The organism is Nostoc sp. CCY 9925 (genome assembly GCF_963920935.1).
Lineage (GTDB): Bacteria > Cyanobacteriota > Cyanobacteriia > Cyanobacteriales > Nostocaceae > Nostoc.
This window is the reverse complement of the sequence record NZ_CAWUDO010000128.1, coordinates 1-17,788: the sequence shown is the minus strand read 5'-3', so window position 1 is coordinate 17,788 and position 17,788 is coordinate 1. Positions and strand designations below refer to the sequence as shown.

Below are 17,788 nucleotides of genomic sequence, written 5' to 3'. Positions count from 1 at the left end.
CAGAATGATTATCATTTTTGTTAACTGTATATTTTATTCTCTGGAAGTCCCTAATCTGCTTTTCTTGTCGCGTCATAATGGTTCGCTGACGAACACCATATTAAAACCTGTTGATTTGCAGGAAATCTTGAAATCCCTTGCTGAGGATTTCGCGGCTCAGGCTCCTGCCCAAAACCTCAATTTCAACGCCCAGTTTCCACAAGAACCAGTGATGTTAGAAGCTGATGCCAATTTGCTCAAGCAAGCGGTGATTAATCTACTGACTAATGCTTTCAAATACACCCCAGCAGGAGGGAAGGTAGAATTAAATCTTTTTACCCAGTCTCACTGGGCGGTAATTCAAGTTAAAGACAACGGCATTGGCATTCCGGGTGCTGATTTACCCCATATTTTCGATCGCTTTTATCGTGTAGATACCGTTCGCTCTCGGCAAACAGGCGGCTTCGGACTGGGACTGGCGATCGCTCAACAGATTGTGCAAGGATACAATGGGCAAATAACTGTCAAAAGTACAATTGGTCAAGGTTCAACTTTTCAAATTAACCTTCCCCTAAAACTTTGATTATTAGGTTTGTCCTCTTGTGTGCGATCGCTATATTGATTAACTTAATGTGAGTTCGATAGCTTATATCCTAAGCTCAATCAAAAAACCTCTCCCTGGTTTTACTACGCAAAACCGTCCCTCTCCGAATCGGAGAGGGACAGACTTGAACTTTAGTTCAAGGCAGGGAGAGGTTCGTCGAACTCACTAGGACTTAAGAGTACAAAACTGGAGCCATTGGCTATGCTATCAGTCAGCGAGGCACAAGCAATTATCTTAAATTTGGTGCAGCCGTTGGACAACCAGCGGGATACAGAAGTTGTAGATTTATTGGCAGGCGATAGTCGGATTTTGGCAGTACCTGTCACCAGTCCCCTAGATTTTCCCCATTGGGATAACTCAGCGATGGATGGGTATGCAGTCCGGTACGAAGATGTGCAGCACTCTAGCGCCGAACAACCAACTGTTTTGGAAATTATTGAAGAGATTCCGGCTGGATATCAGCCCAAGTCTACGATTCAAGCAGGACAAGCAGCGCGGATTTTCACAGGTGCGTTGATGCCAGCAGCCGCCGATACTGTTGTGATGCAAGAAAAGACGCGACGGCAAGAAAACCGGGTTTTTATCCTAGCTGCGCCACAACCCCAAGAATTTGTCAGACACAAAGCAGCTTTTTACCAAGCTGGAACACAATTACTACCAGCAGGTATTAAGTTAAATGCCCCAGAAATTGCCGTGTTGGCAGCAGCACAGTGTCCAAAGTTGAATGTTTACCGCCGTCCGCGTGTAGCAATTTTTTCCACTGGTGACGAGTTGGTAACAGTTGATGAATCGTTGCAACCAGGGCAAATTGTGGATTCTAATCAGTATGCGCTGGCAGCTTTAGTCAAAGAATGTGGGGCAGAACCATTACTATTGGGCATTGTCAAAGATGAACCAGTTGCCTTGAGGAAAGTTATTACTGATGCTGCTGCGATCGCTGATATAGTTCTATCTTCCGGCGGTGTTTCAGTGGGAGATTATGACTATGTTGACAAAATTCTCGAATCACTAGAAGCCAAAATCCACATTCGGGCTGTAAACATCAGGCCAGGTAAACCCCTCACCGTCGCCACCTTTCGTACAGACGCGATGAATCGCGTCTCTACAAAATTCCCCGTCTACTTTGGATTACCAGGAAATCCGGCATCTGTATTAGTAACTTTTTGGCGGTTTGTGCTACCAGCCATCAAAAAACTTTCAGGAATTAGAGCAGGTTGGGAACCAGTATATTTAAAAGTGCGATCGCATGATGAATTGCGATCGGATGGTAAGCGTGAAACTTATCTTTGGGGTAAATTGCATTTAATTGATGGAGTTTATGAATTTCACAAAGCTGGCGGTAGTCATAGTTCTGGCAATTTAATTAATTTAGCTCAAACCAATGCTTTAGCTGTTCTCCCGCTGGGTAAAACATTAATTTCTCCACAACAAGAGGTACAAGTTTTGCAATTGATTACGCCTTAAAATCACCTGATTTAAAATATTCATGTAGAGACGCGATTCATCGCGTCTGCAAGACCAGTTTTGTTTGCTTAGACCTTCGCTGCGAGGGGTAGAGGTATTATTAACAAAAATTAGAATTCTACGAAGCTCAAATCAAGGAAAATTTTGCCACAGTAGAAGTAAAGCTTTTTATTCCATTTGGGTGCAAATTAAATGACTCAAATATTTGAAGTTCCAACTGATCAAGATGATTATACCCGTGTTGCTAAACTTGCAGATGTTCAGGCAGCAGGCAGCTTATTAGTCCACAAGGAAAAACATACTATTGTTTTGTTTTATTCAGACAATAGAGTCTATGCAATAGATAACCGTTGTCCACACATGGGTTTTCCCCTGGAAGGTAGCACTTGCAAAGATGGTATTGTTACCTGCCCTTGGCATTATGCCCGCTTCGATGTTGCTAGTGGTGGAACCTTTGACTCTTGGGCAGATGATGTGCCTTCTTTTCCCATAGAAATCCGCGATGGTGAAGTTTGGGTAAATTTAGCACCGCCAGTTAACCCTCACGCTCACCAAAGCGAACGTCTCCAAGATGGTTTAAAGCAGAATATTTCTTTGGTGATTGCTAAATCCACGATCGCACTTTTAGATCTAGAAGTAAATCCGGCCCAACCATTTCAAATGGGGCTAGAATTTGGCACTCGTTACAACAAAGCAGGTTGGAGTACTGGTTTAACTATCCACACCTGCATGATGAATCTACTACCTTATCTAGATACAGAAGATAAACCCCGTGCTTTATTTCAAGGACTTTCGGCAGTAGCTAATGATAGCGCAGGTGCGCCGCCTCTGTTTCCCGTTCACCCATTACCTAACTCTACAGTTGATTTTCCAACTCTTAAAAGCTGGTTTCGCCAATTTATTGAGGTACGGGATGGTGAAGCCGCTCAAAGATGTTTGGTATCTGCTATCCGCTCAGGGGCTAATGAAGAGCAAGTTGCAGATATGTTATTCTGTGCTGCTACAGACCATCGCTATCTGGATATTGGGCACACGCTTGATTTTATCAACAAAGCACTAGAAGCCCTTGATACTGTGAATTGGCAAGCAGCAGAACCAATTCTCGCTAGCTTAGTTTCGGGTTTAGCTAATGCGTCCCGCATGGAAGAATCTAATTCCTGGCGCTACCCTGTGGATTTGGTAACAATTTTAGAGTCAGCTTTCGAGCAATTACCCACTGTTTTAAGTGCAGGGAAATCTCGACAAGAAACTTGGTCTAACTGGGATGAATTAGTACCAATTTTATTAGGTGAAGACCCACAAGCGATCGCCAATTCGCTACTGAATGCACTGCAAGCAGGTTGTACTGAAGAACAATTAGCAAGCGTAGTTACTTATACGGCAGCCCTGCGTGTAGCTCGTTTTAATACCAACAATGACTTTGGAGATTGGGATTCAGCACATCATCCATTTACTTTTGCTAACGCCGTACATCAAGGGTTACGACGAGTACCAACAGTGGAACTCCTCAGAGGTGTGTTTGATGCGGCGATGAGTGTGTACTTAAATCGTTTTTTGAATGTACCACCGGCAAGGCTTCCAGAACCTAAAGATTCCGTTGAAAATCCTGAAGAATTACTCCAGCAGCTACCGGAATTATTAAATCGTCAGCAGCAAGTAAACCAGACAGGTAAATTAGTGGCTAACTATTTATATAGTGGTGGTTCTGCTCAAAGACTCATGGCGATGCTGGGAAAAATGATGCTGCGAGAAAATCGTAATTTTCATGTAATCCAAGAAATAGAAGCAGCTTTTCGTCAGTACTCCCTCCTGGGTCATACTCCGGCTGGTATTCATGTATTGGTTGCAGCTTCTCGGTATTTAGCAGCCCATTCTCCCACAATGCGATCGCAAGGACAAACTTATCAAATTGCTTATAGATTACATCGAGGCGATCGGTTATTTGAAGAAACTTGACCAAGCCCTTCTGGCAGGCAATAAGGAATAGGCAATAGCGAAAATAACCTGCTCGAATAATCGGATTCCTTGCCCCTAATTTTAATTATCGGCAGGGGATTGCACTTGACTAATAGCAGTGGCAAACATAGAGCGATAGCACTATGCCGCAATTCTGGCTCATCCATTAGTTCTTTAAGGCTGCTGACCATTTTAAATTCTCCTGCTAATTTCCAATGCCCAATGTTAAAATACCTGCTCAAAAGCCTCAATTAAACTATTAACTTCCTCAAGGGTGTTGTAATGTACCATACTCACCCTGATTATTCCACCTTGGGATGCTAAACCCAAATATTCAATTAACCGTTTGGCATAAAAGTCTCCGTAGCGAATCCCGATATAATGTTGGTCAATTTTTAGCGGAATCGTTGAACTATGCATTCCATCGACAACAAAAGATATAGTTGGCACACGGGAATTGTGGTCAGCTTTTGATTGACCAATAATTCGGACATTAGACTTGGTATTGAGGTAATTTAAAAGGCGATCGCTAATCTTCTCTTCATGTATGCTAATTAAATCAAACGCCTGTACCATCTGATTTCTCAAATCAGGTGCAGCTTGATTGTCATAGTGTAGTTGTGCTAATTCACTCAGATAATCACATAAACCCAACATTCCATAACTTAATTCAAAGTTGACATTTCCTAGTTGAAACTTATAAGGTATATCTGTTTGTTGAATAAAATAATGGTTCAGCCCAGGTAATCTTAATAAATGTTCTTTTTTCCCATAAAGTAAAGCATGATGTGGACCATAGGCTTTATAAAAACTCAAAGTATAAAAATCGACATCTAAATCTTGGACATCAATTAATCTGTGTGGTGCATAAGCTACACCATCGACACAAATCATAGCACCGCGATCGTGTACAAACGCAGCAATTTCTTTAATAGGATTGATAGTTCCCAAAATATTAGAAGCATGAGTTAAGGCTACTAATTTTGTGCGCTGACTCATCAATGGTTCTAAATCTGCTAGATCGAGTTCCAAGGTATCTGAGCGAATTTGCCACACTTTAATCTTGATTCCTTGCTTTTCCAGAGCAACCCAAGCACCAATATTCGCCTCATGGTCACAATTAGTAACAATAATCTCATCACCAGGTGTGAAGGTTTGACCCAAACAAATTGAAAGAACTCTCAACATCATGGTAGTAGATGGTCCCATCACCACTTCTTGGGGAGAATTGGCATTAATGAAAGTAGCCATCCCCCTAGTTGCTAAAGCCAATCGTTCTCCTGCAAGTTGGGAAATTCCATAAGAAGCTCCCAACTGAACATCAGAAGTCAAGAGAAATTCGCTAATTCTATCTACTACTTTTTTCAGGGTTTGTGACCCGCCAGCATTATCAAAAAAAGTCCATTCACCAGCAAGAGCGGGAAAATATTGACGAACTTTATCAACATTCAGGAGCATGGTAAAAATTCTCTAGAGAACGTTCTTTACCCTAGCCTAACTCTTGGCAAGTCGCCCAGAGAGCATCTGCATCGTTCTCTGTTTACAGTTTGTCATACCAGCCTTCTTACCTTCCAAAAAGCTCTATCTGAAGGAGGTATACTTAGAAGACCAAAGAGTATCTTACTGACATATCTAATTTCCCGCAAGCATTAATGTCTTGATTCTTCACAATTTTTGCGAATTTTTTTGATAAGTTTAAGGTAGAGTCAAAGCAAGTATTGTTTTGATTCTTACAGCAAATTTCAAGTTAGTGAACTAGACAAGCTAAATCCTGAAAACAGGTATTAACCCTGTTTTTCTCTCTGAAGTTTCCTTCGCCCTTGGCGATGGCTTTGCTAGCGACCCAAGTCGGCGGTCTAACTTCCCTGTTGAATTCTGTATTCTGAATTTTGAATTCTGCTGTAATTCCTTGATTTAAAACAAAGGAACAAACCATGAAAACTACGGTTAAATATGACATCGAGCTGATCAAGGAAGAAGCACTTCAACTTGTTAAAAAGAGACTTGTTAACCGTCAGCAGCAAATTTATACCCTCTGTAAATATATTCCTCATCGTGACTGGCTTAATTTTGAACTTGAGCTAGAAAAAAACGAATTTCTACTCAGAGATAGAATTATTGACTTACTAGAACACGAATCTTGGGATGAAGAGTGAGGCTGCATCTAGAAGCCGCAATTATTAGCAACAACGTAATAAAAAGCAAATTACAAATCAATTTTTCAAAAGCAAAAAACCTCGAATTAATTCGGGGTCATAACATAATTAGTGCAAGTTGACAGAGAATGGCTATAACTTTCTTGTTGTTGTTAAACGCGCATTGGGCATGGGAAAGAAAAACTTATTGCAAGTTTTCTCTTTGTCTTCTTACCTTCTCATCGTCCCCATCTCCTTGTCTCGTCAATACAGTTCGGATAAGCGCTCTGCATCACTGATTTGGTCTGAAAAAGGGGAAAGGTCTGAAATTACCCTTTTCCCTTTCCCCTTTCCCCTTTAACCGAACCATATTGCTTGTCACCTTCTTTGCTGACTCCCCACTGCCCTATTTTTTCGTACTGTGTCAAGTAATACTTGATAAGCGGGCTAAAGCCTAACATTTACTATCAAGTCATTACTGAATAAATGCTAAGAAATTATACCTATTGTATTTTTAATAATTGGTATTAGGCAGATAACTCTTGTAATCCAATCCATCCAGTAATGGATTGCCGTTGCCTTGCGTAAATAGTTGTATTGGTATGTTCAATATTTTGAGCTTTGCTAGGTAGTTTACCTATGACGGCCTCTGCAAATGAACTGGATTTGTTGTTATAAACAGGCATTTCTTGCCAACAGTGGCGACAGAACCAGTAAGTTTCTCTACCGCGTAGATGTTCTAAAAGTAAACCAGAGCAGCAAGGACAGTAATTCATATTTTGTCAAATCCTGTTAATAAAAGTGTTATTGCAAATCCAGGCAGCCAGTTGACAAACCCGTAGTTACTTAAACTAATTTGTCTATATTTTGACTATAGTCTCAGAATGTGAGGAAGTTGTGAGTAAATTAAAAATACTTATTATTTTTATAATATTTATACATAATTATTGAGTAATGACCCCAGGATGCAATACTTGTCGGTTAAGGGGAAAAAGGGAAGGGGAAAGGGGGAAAGAAAAAACCTTTAACCTTTACCCGGTTGGTGAGCTTGTCGAACCATTAACCTTTTCCCCAAATCCAATGCCGAGTTAAAAATGCACAAAGCGAGCAGTATTGCCCCAGGATGTTTAACTATTTCCTTCTCAGATCCTGATATTTTACTGGTAGAACTACATGGGAGAAAGAGATAAACAAGTGAGGGGACAAGGAGACAAGAATAGACTTCTTGCAGAAGTGGGGAAAAGGGTAAGGGGTAAAGGGGAAAGGGCTAATAAAAACCCTTTTCCCTTTAACCTTTTCCCTTTCCCCCCTCTTGGAAAAGTAACTTTTGCAAGAGGTCTAATACATAGAAAAAACTTGCAATAAGTCTTTCCTCCGCACCTTTTGGGATCTTGCTACGCCCAGGTCTCCCTTGGGAGAAGTTCTGTACTTGGGCGATAACACAATACGCTTGGGATAAGCCTTTTTTTCTCCCCCTGCCTCCCCTGCTCCCCTTGCCTCCCCTGCTCCCCCTGCCTCAAGAGCTTCCCCGTAGGGATACGCGCAGCCTCTCGTAGAGAAGAACGCCAAGGATTCGTAGAGTGTGCGTAAGTCCTACTAATTATCAATTTCCAAAATTTGACGCTAAGTGATACTACAAGAGCATTATTTAAGGTAATCTCTTTAAATAACAACTCATCTATACTTGAATTTGACAATAGAATGAGTTTGTCTACTATAAAATTCTATCTACTCGCTGTTTCTGGTTTAGTTACTAAATTGTGCTGTTTTCACTCTATTCGTCTAGTGAAATTTACAAGGCATATTTATCCATATACTTGATTAATTCCTTCTTTAAGCAGGAAACTTATTGATTTGCACCAGTTTACTTGCTTTTTATTTTGTTAGCTTGTGCTACCTCGTCCTGATTGATATTAACAAGATAATTAGAATTGACTAATTAACTATGCGATTCAAAGATCGGCTGATTAATTTACCTACCTTACATCAGGTTATTCATCGTACTCCATTAACGATTAGCCCTGATAGTTATGTAGTCGAAGCTATTGTCTTAATGAGTCAAGAAAGATGTAATAAATATGCACCAACGAGCTTAGATATTTCATCGGATTTAAGCCTTAGATGTCAATCATTAACTGATTGCGTCTTGGTTATCGAGGCAAGAAAATTATTAGGTATTTTTACACAAAAGGATGTAGTTAGACTCATAGCTGATGGAATTGACTTATCGACGGTGACAATGGCTCAGGTGATGAAGCAGCCAGTTGTTACCCTCAGAGAATCAGATTCTCAGGATATTTTTATAGCCTTATCGTTATTGCGCCAGCACCAAATTCACCATTTGCCGGTTTTAGACGATAGCGGACAATTTGTAGGAATCATCAATGAGGCTAACTTACTACGAGCGTTTGATTTGATAAAAATGGCTGGGGTTGTTGAAGGATTACAGCAATCTTTAGAAAAACCCACAGATGAATTCAAGCAGGTTAATCAGCAAATTGAAATAGACCAAGTGCGCTGCCAAACTCAAAATCACTTAAAACTATGGGTTGAGGCACAATCTCGTGAAATCATGGAGGTTAATCAGGAACTTCAGCAAGCCCTCGAAGAAGTCCAGGCAGTAGAAGAAGAACTGCGGCAACAAAATCAAGAACTACTCGCTGCTCGTGAGCTAGTAGAATTAGAGCGGCAGCGTTACCAGGATTTATTTGAGTTCGCTCCAGATAGTTACTTGGTAACTGATGCAGCAGGTGTCATTCAAGAGGCTAACCGTGCAGCAGCGACGTTGCTTGCTATGTCTCAAGAATATTTGGTCAATAAACCATTAATTGTGTTTGTTGCTCAGGAAGACCGCCAGACCTTTACCACCCAACTGAATAATTGCCAACAGGTGCAGGAGTGGGAAATTTCCTTAAAACCACGGAAAAAGAAACCTTTCCTGGCTAGCATCAAAGTGGCTGCCATATACAACTCACAAGGTGAGCAGGTTGGCTGGCGCTGGTTACTTCGCAATATTAGCGAACGGCAACAAGCAAAAGAAGTACTGCGCCTAGCTAACGATGAGTTGGAAACACGAGTGGCAGAAAGGACAGCAGAACTTGTTGTGTCCAACATACTGTTGCAACAAGAAATTAGCCAACGCCAACGGGCCGAAGAGGCATTAAGACAAAGTGAAAACCTTTATCGCCAACTCGTACAAAGCCAAACGGAGATTATTATCCGCATTGATTTGCAAGGGCGGTTGACGTTTGCCAATGTTGCTGCTTGTCAAACCTTCGGCTGGAAAGAAGATGAGTTTCGTGGTCAGTCGGTTTTTGAGTTTCTTCATCCAGATGACTTGCCGCAAGTCATGGAAAATATAACAAATTTAATATCTTCGTCTCATTCCTTGACAACTGGTGAGCGACGTGGATTGACTGTCAACGGTATCCGCTGGTTTGAATGGAAGAGTATTGGGATTAAAGATGAAAAAGGAGAAATTGTTGAAATCCAAGGGGTAGGAAGAGACATTACCGAACAGCAAGCAGCACTACAGCATCGCCAAATTGCCGAAGAAGCATTGCCTCAAAGTGAGGAGAAATTTCGCAATTTTGCCGAAAACACCCAAGCAGTTATCTGGATTGCTAATCCTGATTCATTGCATCCTTTGTACATTAGTCCTGCTTATGAGGAAATTTGGGGTCGTTCTTGTGAGAATTTATTTGAGCAGTCAGAGTTTTTGATAGACACAGTTCATCCAGACGATCGCGATCGCGCCAGCAAACTCATAGAACAACTACTGAATAATCAGTCAGCTTCAGCAGAATATCGGATTTTCCGACTAGATGGCTCGTTACGCTGGATTTGGAATCGGGGTTTTCCCATATGCGATCCGCAAGGAAAAATTAAATATTATAGTGGTATCGCCCAAGATATCACCGAGCGCAAACTCGCTGAAGAATCACTGCAAGAAAGTGAAGCGCGATTGAATTTAGCTTTGAAAACTGCCCAGATGGGCATTTGGGACAGGAACCTGACGGCCAACACCGTTATTTGGTCTGCCAATATGGGAGTACTTTATGGTTTGCCTTGCGGCACTTCATGTCCGCCCTTTGAAGAGTACCTGAATTTAGTCCATCCAGAAGACCGCGAATCTGTAGTTGCAAGCATAACCCGTGTTATTGAACAAGGAAGAGGAACCACAGAATATCGGGTTGTGTGGCCTGATGGCAGTATACACTGGTTAAATTGCACAAGTCAGGTATACTATAACGAAATCGGTGAGCCGATACGGATGATCGGCACAAACAGAGATATCACCGATCGCAAACTCAACGAACAAAAAATCTCCGAACAAGCGGCTCTACTTGATATTGCCACCGATGCTATATTAGTTCGAGATTTACAATTTCAAATATTATTTTGGAATAAAGGTGCAGAGCGGATCTACGGTTGGCTTTCCACAGAGGTTGTGGGAAAAGATTCCCGAGAGATTTTGTTTCAAGCAGAAACTCAACCGCAATTAGAAGTGCCATTAAAAAGCGTAATTGAAACTGGTTCTTGGCAAGGTGAGTTAAATAAAATTACCAAATCCGGTAAGAAAATTGTCGTCGAAAGCCGTTGGACATTAATGCAGGATGCAAACGGTAAACCCAAATCAATCCTTTGTGTTGACACAGATATTACAGAAAAGAAACAACTCCAAGAGCAGTTTTTTCGTACCCAGCGATTGGAAAGCATTGGTACCCTTGCAGGGGGCATTGCCCACGACTTAAATAATATATTGACACCAATTTTAGCCGCATCTCAATTGTTACAAGACAAATTTTTCCAAGACGAAGAGCATTGTCAGCAGCTAATGGCATTTGTAGAAAGTAACGCTAAACGCGGAGCAACATTAGTCAAGCAAGTCTTGTCATTTGCGCGAGGATTTAAAGGAGAGCACACAATTATCCAAGTTGAGTACCTGATTTCAGAAATTATTCAAATTGCTAAGCAAACATTCCCTAAATCTATTGAATTTTCTACCGCGATCGCAGAAGATATTTGGGCTGTAAGTGGAGACACCACACAACTACATCAAGTGTTGATGAATCTAATAGTAAATGCCCGTGACGCTATTGCAGATGGCGGCAATATCCAAATTTCGGCGATAAATCAGTTCATTGATGAAGCTTATACCAAAATGAATATTGATGCCAAAGTTGGCAATTATATTGTGATTACTGTTGCCGATAATGGAATGGGTATACCGTCAGAAATCTTAGATAAAATTTTTGAGCCATTTTTTACTACAAAAGGGGTTAATACAGGCACTGGTTTAGGACTTTCAACCGCACTTGGCATTATTAAAAGCCACGGCGGTTTTATTAAAGTCTCCAGCCGAGTTGGTAAAGGCAGCAAATTTAAAGTTTTTTTACCAGCAGTCAAAGCAACCCAATTATTGAATGTAGAAAATTCAGAAGCGCACCAAGGAGAGGGAGAATTAATTTTAGTTGTAGATGACGAAGCTCAAATTCGTGATATTGCTAAAATCATTCTCGAAAATCACAATTATCAGATACTTGCTGCCAGTAACGGCATTGAAGCGATCGCCCTTTATGCCCAGTACAAGCAACAAATTAAAGCTGTATTGATGGATATCATGATGCCGGAAATGGATGGAATTACCGCTATTCGCACCTTGCAAAAAATGAACAAGCAAGTTAAAGTTATTGCCTCTAGCGGACTTAACTCAATGGAAGTCTTTACTGAAGCTCTTGATAATAATATACAAGCAGTTTTATCGAAACCGTACACAGCCAAAGAATTGTTGAAAATATTACACCAAGTATTTAAAAATTGAGGATTCAGAATTTAGAATTCAGAATTGGTAATTAAGATTCGTTGACTGATGACTCAATGAATTATACCAATTTGAAAAAAGAATGCGACAGATAAGTAGAATGGCGCAAAAAAATCAAAGTATGTAACGGAAAGTAAAGTTGCTCAAAAAGCTTTTCCCTTCTGCCTCCTGCCTCCTGCCTTGTCATAACGACAATTTTCAACACCGACCTACTTACATATTCCCAAACCTTTGTTATATCTGGCTTTCTTAATTTTGAATTTTGTTAGCGCAGCTAAGCCGTGTCCGCGAGCGTCATTTTGAATTTTGAATTGGTATTATTATTCGCCCCTCCGCCCCCGACTCCCTACTTCCCACCCACAGACCTGACTTTTCACGGTATCTGGAAAACCCCGCTTCCATTCCTCTCCCCTGCAAGGAGAGAGGCTTTGATTTCTCCCCCTTCCCTAGTAGGCTATCCATTACCCGGATCTTTCTCAACATTTGCGAGAGTATTCACTCACGTTTCTTACAACCCTTATTGGTCTGTTGTTAATTCTCAATAAAAACCTAATTTTAGCGAGAATATTAAGAGCCAATTTGTCAAGTATGCCTCACACCTCAGTGTTTAAGATGCCTACAAAACAAACGTTTCAAGATTGTAAAGAAAGATGTGACTAATGGATAGCCTAGTAGGGAAGGGGGCTGGGGGGTTAGGTTTTGCGTTAGCTTTTCCACATGACGTGAAAAGTCAGACCCACAGACGGATGGCAAAAAAGCAACTCCATTGAGAAGTTAAAATTAGAAATTAATGTTAATGCTAAACTTCAAATGCCGCATATCTTACTAGTGGATGATGAAGCACCACTGTGCGAAAGCCTGACCTATACACTGGAAAAAGAAGGTTATACGGTAACAACAGCAGCCGATGGACATAGTGCGATTAAACAATTCCACAAGCAAGTACCAGATATAATTTTGCTAGACTTGATGCTGCCAGAGGTTGATGGCATGGAAGTCTGTTGGCGAATTCGGGCATTTTCGGATGTTCCCATTGTGATGTTGACGGCAAAAGATCAAGATATTGATAAAATTTGGGGCTTGGAAGCGGGAGCAGATGATTATGTCACCAAGCCTTTCAACACTCGCGAACTCCTAGCACGCATTAAAACAGTATTACGCCGTCGTTTAGATAATTAGTGTAAAAGATGGGCTGGTTGCCTAGAATCAAATTAAATTCCATTCATGCTAAGCTCCTAGCCACGTATCTGTTATTGATAGCTTTGGGAACTTCCTTGATGGCAGGCTATATCCTGTGGTCGTTCCATGCTTACTTCATGCGATCGCGACTCATGGATTTGGAGAATTGGACAGCGGCCTTGAGTGAGAGTGCCGCAGATGCTTTAGAAGAAAACGATCTCCAACGGGTAGAATTGCTAGTGCGGCGGTATGGAGCGCCACAAACTGTCACACTCCGCATTTTCAATCAACAAGCCCACCTCTTAGCAACTTCCGATCCACTCCGAGACAAACAAGTTACAGACTGGTACAAAGTTCCCGGACTATCGGCAGCTCTGCAAAATCGTCCCGCACAAGGGATGGCAAAAGGAGTTTTATCAACCGAAGACCGTCTCTACATTGCTCGACCAATTGCGCGTCACGGTAGATTACTGGGCGTACTGCGAATGTCCATCACTTTGGATCAGTTTCAGCGTCAGTTTGCAACAGTGATTTGGAGCGTTATGGGAACTCTCGCGGTTACAATCTTGCTCTGTGCCTTAATCAGCACTCGTTTTGCTCGCAGTCTCTCAAAACCAATTGAAACCATGCAAAACTTTGCGATTCGCCTGGGTACTGGTCATTTTGGCGACAAGCTGATTATCCATGAAAACAATGAGTTGGATCAATTAGCGGCAGAACTCAACCGCATGAGTCAACGACTGGCTTCTTTAGATCAAGAACGTCGGGCTTTTTTAGCAAATGTCTCCCACGAACTTCGTACACCCATCAGCAACGTGCAGGTAACGGTAGATGCACTCAGAAGTGGCGCAGACGCAGAACCCCAATTACGCGATCGCTTTTTCCAAACAATTGACAATGAAATCAAACGCTTATCACAACTAATTCATGATTTGCTGGATTTAGGACGCTTAGAAGCAGGAGTTACTCAACTCGAACAGCAGAACTTTTCACTGCGCGGTCTGATTAGTCGTGCTGTCAATGCGATGGAACCCAGGATGCAAGCCATTGGCGTATCTGTGCGGTTAAACGTAGTTGATTTAAAATTACGAGGCGATCCAGAGCGACTATTACAGGCTATTTTAAATGTGCTAGATAACGCTATTAAACACTCAGTACCCGATTCTTTGGTGTTTATTTCTGGGTACACCAAAGGTAAACAAGCGATCGTGAAAATTCAAGACCAGGGATTAGGTATTAGTGAGAATGATTTACCCCGGATTTTTGAGCAGTTTTACACAACAGACCCCTCTCGCAAAGGTAGCAGTAACGGTTTGGGGTTAGCGATCGCCAAGCGCATCATTGAAGCCCATCAAGGCAGTATCACAGCCAGCAGCGCCGCCAATCAGGGGGCGACTTTTACGATTTGTCTACCGTTATTAGAAAGTGGGGAGTAGGCAGATGCGGTTCGGTCCCGCTCACCGACCGGAAGATGGAACTTTCTTCAGGGGGGAAGTTCAGTTTAAAAGCACGTTTTTAAGCAAAACTCCACTGAAACAGCCATTTATTACAGAGCGATCGCCAAACTTTTCGGTCTCCTGAATTTATAGCAGAAGGCAGAAGGCAGGAGGCAGGAGGCAGGAGGTAAAAGTATTACCATTCCTAGCTTCCATGCTTTCAAAATGTCCTAACCTGTGTGACTACGGCTATATCAGTTGAAGCATAGTTTTTATGTCCTAAACTGCTCATAAAACTCCAACACCAATAGACTTTCTTTGTCTGTTGCCTGCTATAAGCCAATACGGTTGAGATAAGCCTTTTTCTCTCCCCCTGCCTCCCCTGCCCCCTGCTCCCCCTCCGTGCCTAAACAGATAAATTTCCACAAAGCCAAGCGTATTGTGCTGTGAGCGATCGCATCAACGTTGCTTGCTGGTTTCCAGCGAAACCGGAATGCGGATAATAAACTCTGCACCCCCACCTACTTCTGACTTGCAATAGAGTAAGCCGCCGTGTTTTTCGTTGACAATTTGGTAACTAATCGACAAGCCCATACCCGTACCTTTACCCACAGGTTTTGTAGTGAAGAAAGGATCGAACAGGCGTCGTAGAACAGGCTCCGGCATACCCAGACCGTTATCTGCAATGCGGATTTCGACTTCATGAGCATTCACTTGTTCGGTGTGAATAGTAATGCTTGGGCTAGTCATTTTTTCTGGATTGGTTACTAATGACTCCTCTAAAGCATCGATCGCATTACTCAACACATTCATAAACACCTGATTTAATTCTCCTGCATAGCATTCCACTAGGGGCAGGTCGCCATAATTTTTGATAATCTCAATACCTGAATGCTCTGGCTTCCCTTTCAGGCGGTGTTGCAGAATCATCAAGGTACTGTCAATACCGTCATGAATATTCACAGCTTTTCTCTCAGCTTCGTCCATACGCGAGAAGGTTCGCAGAGAAGCAACAATTTTACGAATCCGGTCTGCCCCTACCCGCATAGAGGATAATAGTTTGGGCAAATCTTCTAGCAGAAATTCCAGATCGATGGCTTGGGTTTCTTCCTGAATTTCTGGATGGGGCGATGGGTAATGTTTTTGATAGAGTTCCAGTAGTCTTAGCAACTCTTGGGTATATTCATTAGCATGGTTGAGGTTGCCAAAGATAAAATTGACTGGGTTGTTGATTTCGTGAGCAACGCCGGCTACCAGTTGCCCTAAGCTGGACATTTTCTCAGTTTGCACAAGTTGAGCCTGGGTTTTTTGAAGTTTGTCCAGATATTGTTGGAGTTGTTCGACTTTTTCTCGCTCTCCCGTTTCAGATGCTTGCAAAGCTGCGTTTTTAACTTCGAGTTCTTGTGAGTAAGTCTGCAAATTGGTATAGAGACGGGCGTTATCAATGGCTATGGAAATTTGGGCTGTCAATAAACTCAGCACCTTCACCTGTTCTGGCGTAAAAGCACCAGGAATAAGATTATTTTCCAGGTAAAGAATACCAGTAAGCTTGCCAGAGTGAATCAGTGGCAAACATAAAATCGACTTAGATTGGTAAGTGGCAATATAAGCATCAGCCACAAAGCGGAAGTCTTTTAGAGCATCGTCTAAAACTAGATTTTCTCTGGTTCTCTCGACATAGTTGAATAAGCCAACTGGTAGTAAAGGTGAATTAGTTTCTGACTGCGAGTTAACAACAACGCTAACGTCTTTACCTTCAACCATTCCCGCTGCTTCTAGCATCCATTGATTCTCGTGCTTGGCAATAAAGTAACCTTGTTGAGCGCCAGCATTTTCGATGACATTTTTCATCAATTTTTCCAGCAAGCGACTTAGCACCATTTCTCCTGAAAGCACCTGTGAAGCTTTCATCACTGTCATCAAGTCGAGAAGATGAGAGCCTCCGGTAGTAGTAGAACTAGTTTGAAGAATTTCTAGGTGCTTTGTTGCTAGTTTTTCTGTATTTGAAGCTCGGACGAGCAATTGCGGGTATTTTGATTCTAAGTCTTTGACTTTAGCAACAGCTCCCCAATGACCATAAGCGTAGTAGGCATTGGTCATATAGGTTTGGGCAATGCTTTGTTTACCCCATGACAGATAGAATTTAGCTGCAAGTTCGTGGGCTAATGCTTCTTCGTTGATGTATTCGTTCTCTTTAGCAAGAGCGATCGCTTGATCATACATCTCAATCGCTTCTATTTTTTCACCTAAAACTCGATGCCGTTCTGCTTCCACTAAATAGAATTTGTGCAAGAAATTCATCGGGGCGTGATGTGCCCATTTTTGCATTTTTTCTTGATTAGCTTGGACGCGATGGAGAATGCCCTGCTGCTCAGGCTGCAAATTATCGCCATACACCGCCAGCCGTATTAAAGAATCATAGAAATTGAAAATAGGAAGAACGGGCAATCCTACTAATCCGTCCAAATACTTCTCTGCTATGGCATTATTTTCAATCGCTTCTGAGTAATTTTCACACCAATAACTAAGTAAAAATTTGTTCCAATATACGTATGCAATCCCCGCTTTATCCTTCCCTTGCTCGTACAATGGCAACTTTATCTGCTCATCGTAAGCTTCACCCTTTAGGCAGCAAATATTTTCACTTTTTCCAAGCAGATTTAAGATAGCCTGCCAATAAGTTTCTATATAATTCAGCGCTGTTTCGTGCTTGATTTTATGAATAGCATTTCTGTTGATTGCTATCTCTCTTTCAAAGGCAGTCAGTTCTTTGCCACTAAAGTAAGCTAAACAGGAGTATTGCAGTAGATTGTAGCCTGCATATTCTAAATCTCCTGTCTCGATTCCGGTGGAGTAAGCTGACATCAAAGGCTCTAAAGCTTCTCTCAAATGCTGTTTCCAAGGTCGGATAAATATATTTACTATAAAGAGTGTTTTAGCTTTGATTTCTTGAGCATTTAACTTGGACACCAAACTTAAAGCTAATTGACCGAACTGATAACCTGAATCGACATCTCCCACAACGCCGCAAAGAAGAAAACCATAATTGGCATAAGCAAACGGAGATACGGAAGCATTGCCATATAGGACGGATAAATTTACTTGTTTGCACACCGTCAAAGGCACCAATGCTGGCACAGCAATATAGGCAGCAGCGGTGCGGCTCGTTTCTGGTAAGAGCCTCTAGAAAATAGAGGGGTATGACCAGAGT

At 41.8% G+C, this 17,788-nt stretch carries 10 protein-coding genes; 7 read left to right on the top strand and 3 right to left on the bottom strand.

What is annotated here, in order from left to right:
* The 3 genes from ACM0OY_RS35220 to ACM0OY_RS35210 all read left to right on the top strand — a co-directional run.
* The coding region (locus tag ACM0OY_RS35220) for a sensor histidine kinase (protein ID WP_414573395.1) at positions 1-562 on the top strand (562 nt) is incomplete at its 5' end.
* Between the two features lie 222 nt (positions 563-784).
* Complete coding sequence (gene glp, locus ACM0OY_RS35215; RefSeq protein WP_414573394.1) at positions 785-2,047, top strand: gephyrin-like molybdotransferase Glp; 1,263 nt, start codon at positions 785-787, stop codon at positions 2,045-2,047.
* A gap of 192 nt (positions 2,048-2,239) precedes the next feature.
* The gene (locus ACM0OY_RS35210; RefSeq protein ID WP_414573393.1) at positions 2,240-4,003 is read left to right on the top strand and encodes a Rieske (2Fe-2S) protein; all 1,764 of its coding nucleotides are present in this window, start codon (positions 2,240-2,242) and stop codon (positions 4,001-4,003) included.
* A gap of 225 nt (positions 4,004-4,228) precedes the next feature.
* Here ACM0OY_RS35210 and ACM0OY_RS35205 read toward each other — a convergent pair whose 3' ends face one another.
* Positions 4,229-5,461, bottom strand: a complete 1,233-nt coding sequence (locus ACM0OY_RS35205; RefSeq protein WP_414573392.1) for a cysteine desulfurase-like protein — start codon at positions 5,459-5,461, stop codon at positions 4,229-4,231.
* Positions 5,462-5,937: 476 nt separating this feature from the next.
* On the opposite strand from ACM0OY_RS35205, the gene ACM0OY_RS35200 reads away from it, so the two are divergent.
* A complete protein-coding gene (locus ACM0OY_RS35200) occupies positions 5,938-6,159 on the top strand; it encodes a DUF4327 family protein (RefSeq protein ID WP_414573391.1) in 222 nt (73 codons plus the stop codon).
* A 506-nt stretch (positions 6,160-6,665) separates the two neighbouring features.
* Here the strand turns inward: ACM0OY_RS35200 and ACM0OY_RS35195 are convergent.
* Positions 6,666-6,914, bottom strand: coding sequence for a hypothetical protein (locus tag ACM0OY_RS35195; protein ID WP_414573390.1), 249 nt, complete (start codon positions 6,912-6,914; stop codon positions 6,666-6,668).
* Positions 6,915-8,083: 1,169 nt separating this feature from the next.
* On the opposite strand from ACM0OY_RS35195, the gene ACM0OY_RS35190 reads away from it, so the two are divergent.
* The 3 genes from ACM0OY_RS35190 to ACM0OY_RS35180 all read left to right on the top strand — a co-directional run bounded on the left by ACM0OY_RS35190 (position 8,084) and on the right by ACM0OY_RS35180 (position 14,577).
* Positions 8,084-11,962 (top strand): PAS domain S-box protein, encoded by a 3,879-nt coding sequence (locus ACM0OY_RS35190; RefSeq protein WP_414573389.1) that lies wholly within the window; start codon positions 8,084-8,086, stop codon positions 11,960-11,962.
* Between the two features lie 810 nt (positions 11,963-12,772).
* Positions 12,773-13,141, top strand: coding sequence for a response regulator transcription factor (locus ACM0OY_RS35185; RefSeq protein WP_414573388.1), 369 nt, complete (start codon positions 12,773-12,775; stop codon positions 13,139-13,141).
* Between the two features lie 8 nt (positions 13,142-13,149).
* Entirely contained in the window at positions 13,150-14,577 is a 1,428-nt protein-coding gene (locus ACM0OY_RS35180) for an ATP-binding protein (RefSeq protein WP_414573387.1), read from the top strand.
* A gap of 459 nt (positions 14,578-15,036) precedes the next feature.
* Here ACM0OY_RS35180 and ACM0OY_RS35175 read toward each other — a convergent pair whose 3' ends face one another.
* Positions 15,037-17,715 carry an ATP-binding protein gene (locus ACM0OY_RS35175; protein WP_414573386.1) on the bottom strand — a complete coding sequence of 893 codons (2,679 nt, stop codon included), beginning with the start codon at positions 17,713-17,715 and terminating at the stop codon, positions 15,037-15,039.
* Positions 17,716-17,788: the final 73 nt, after the last annotated feature.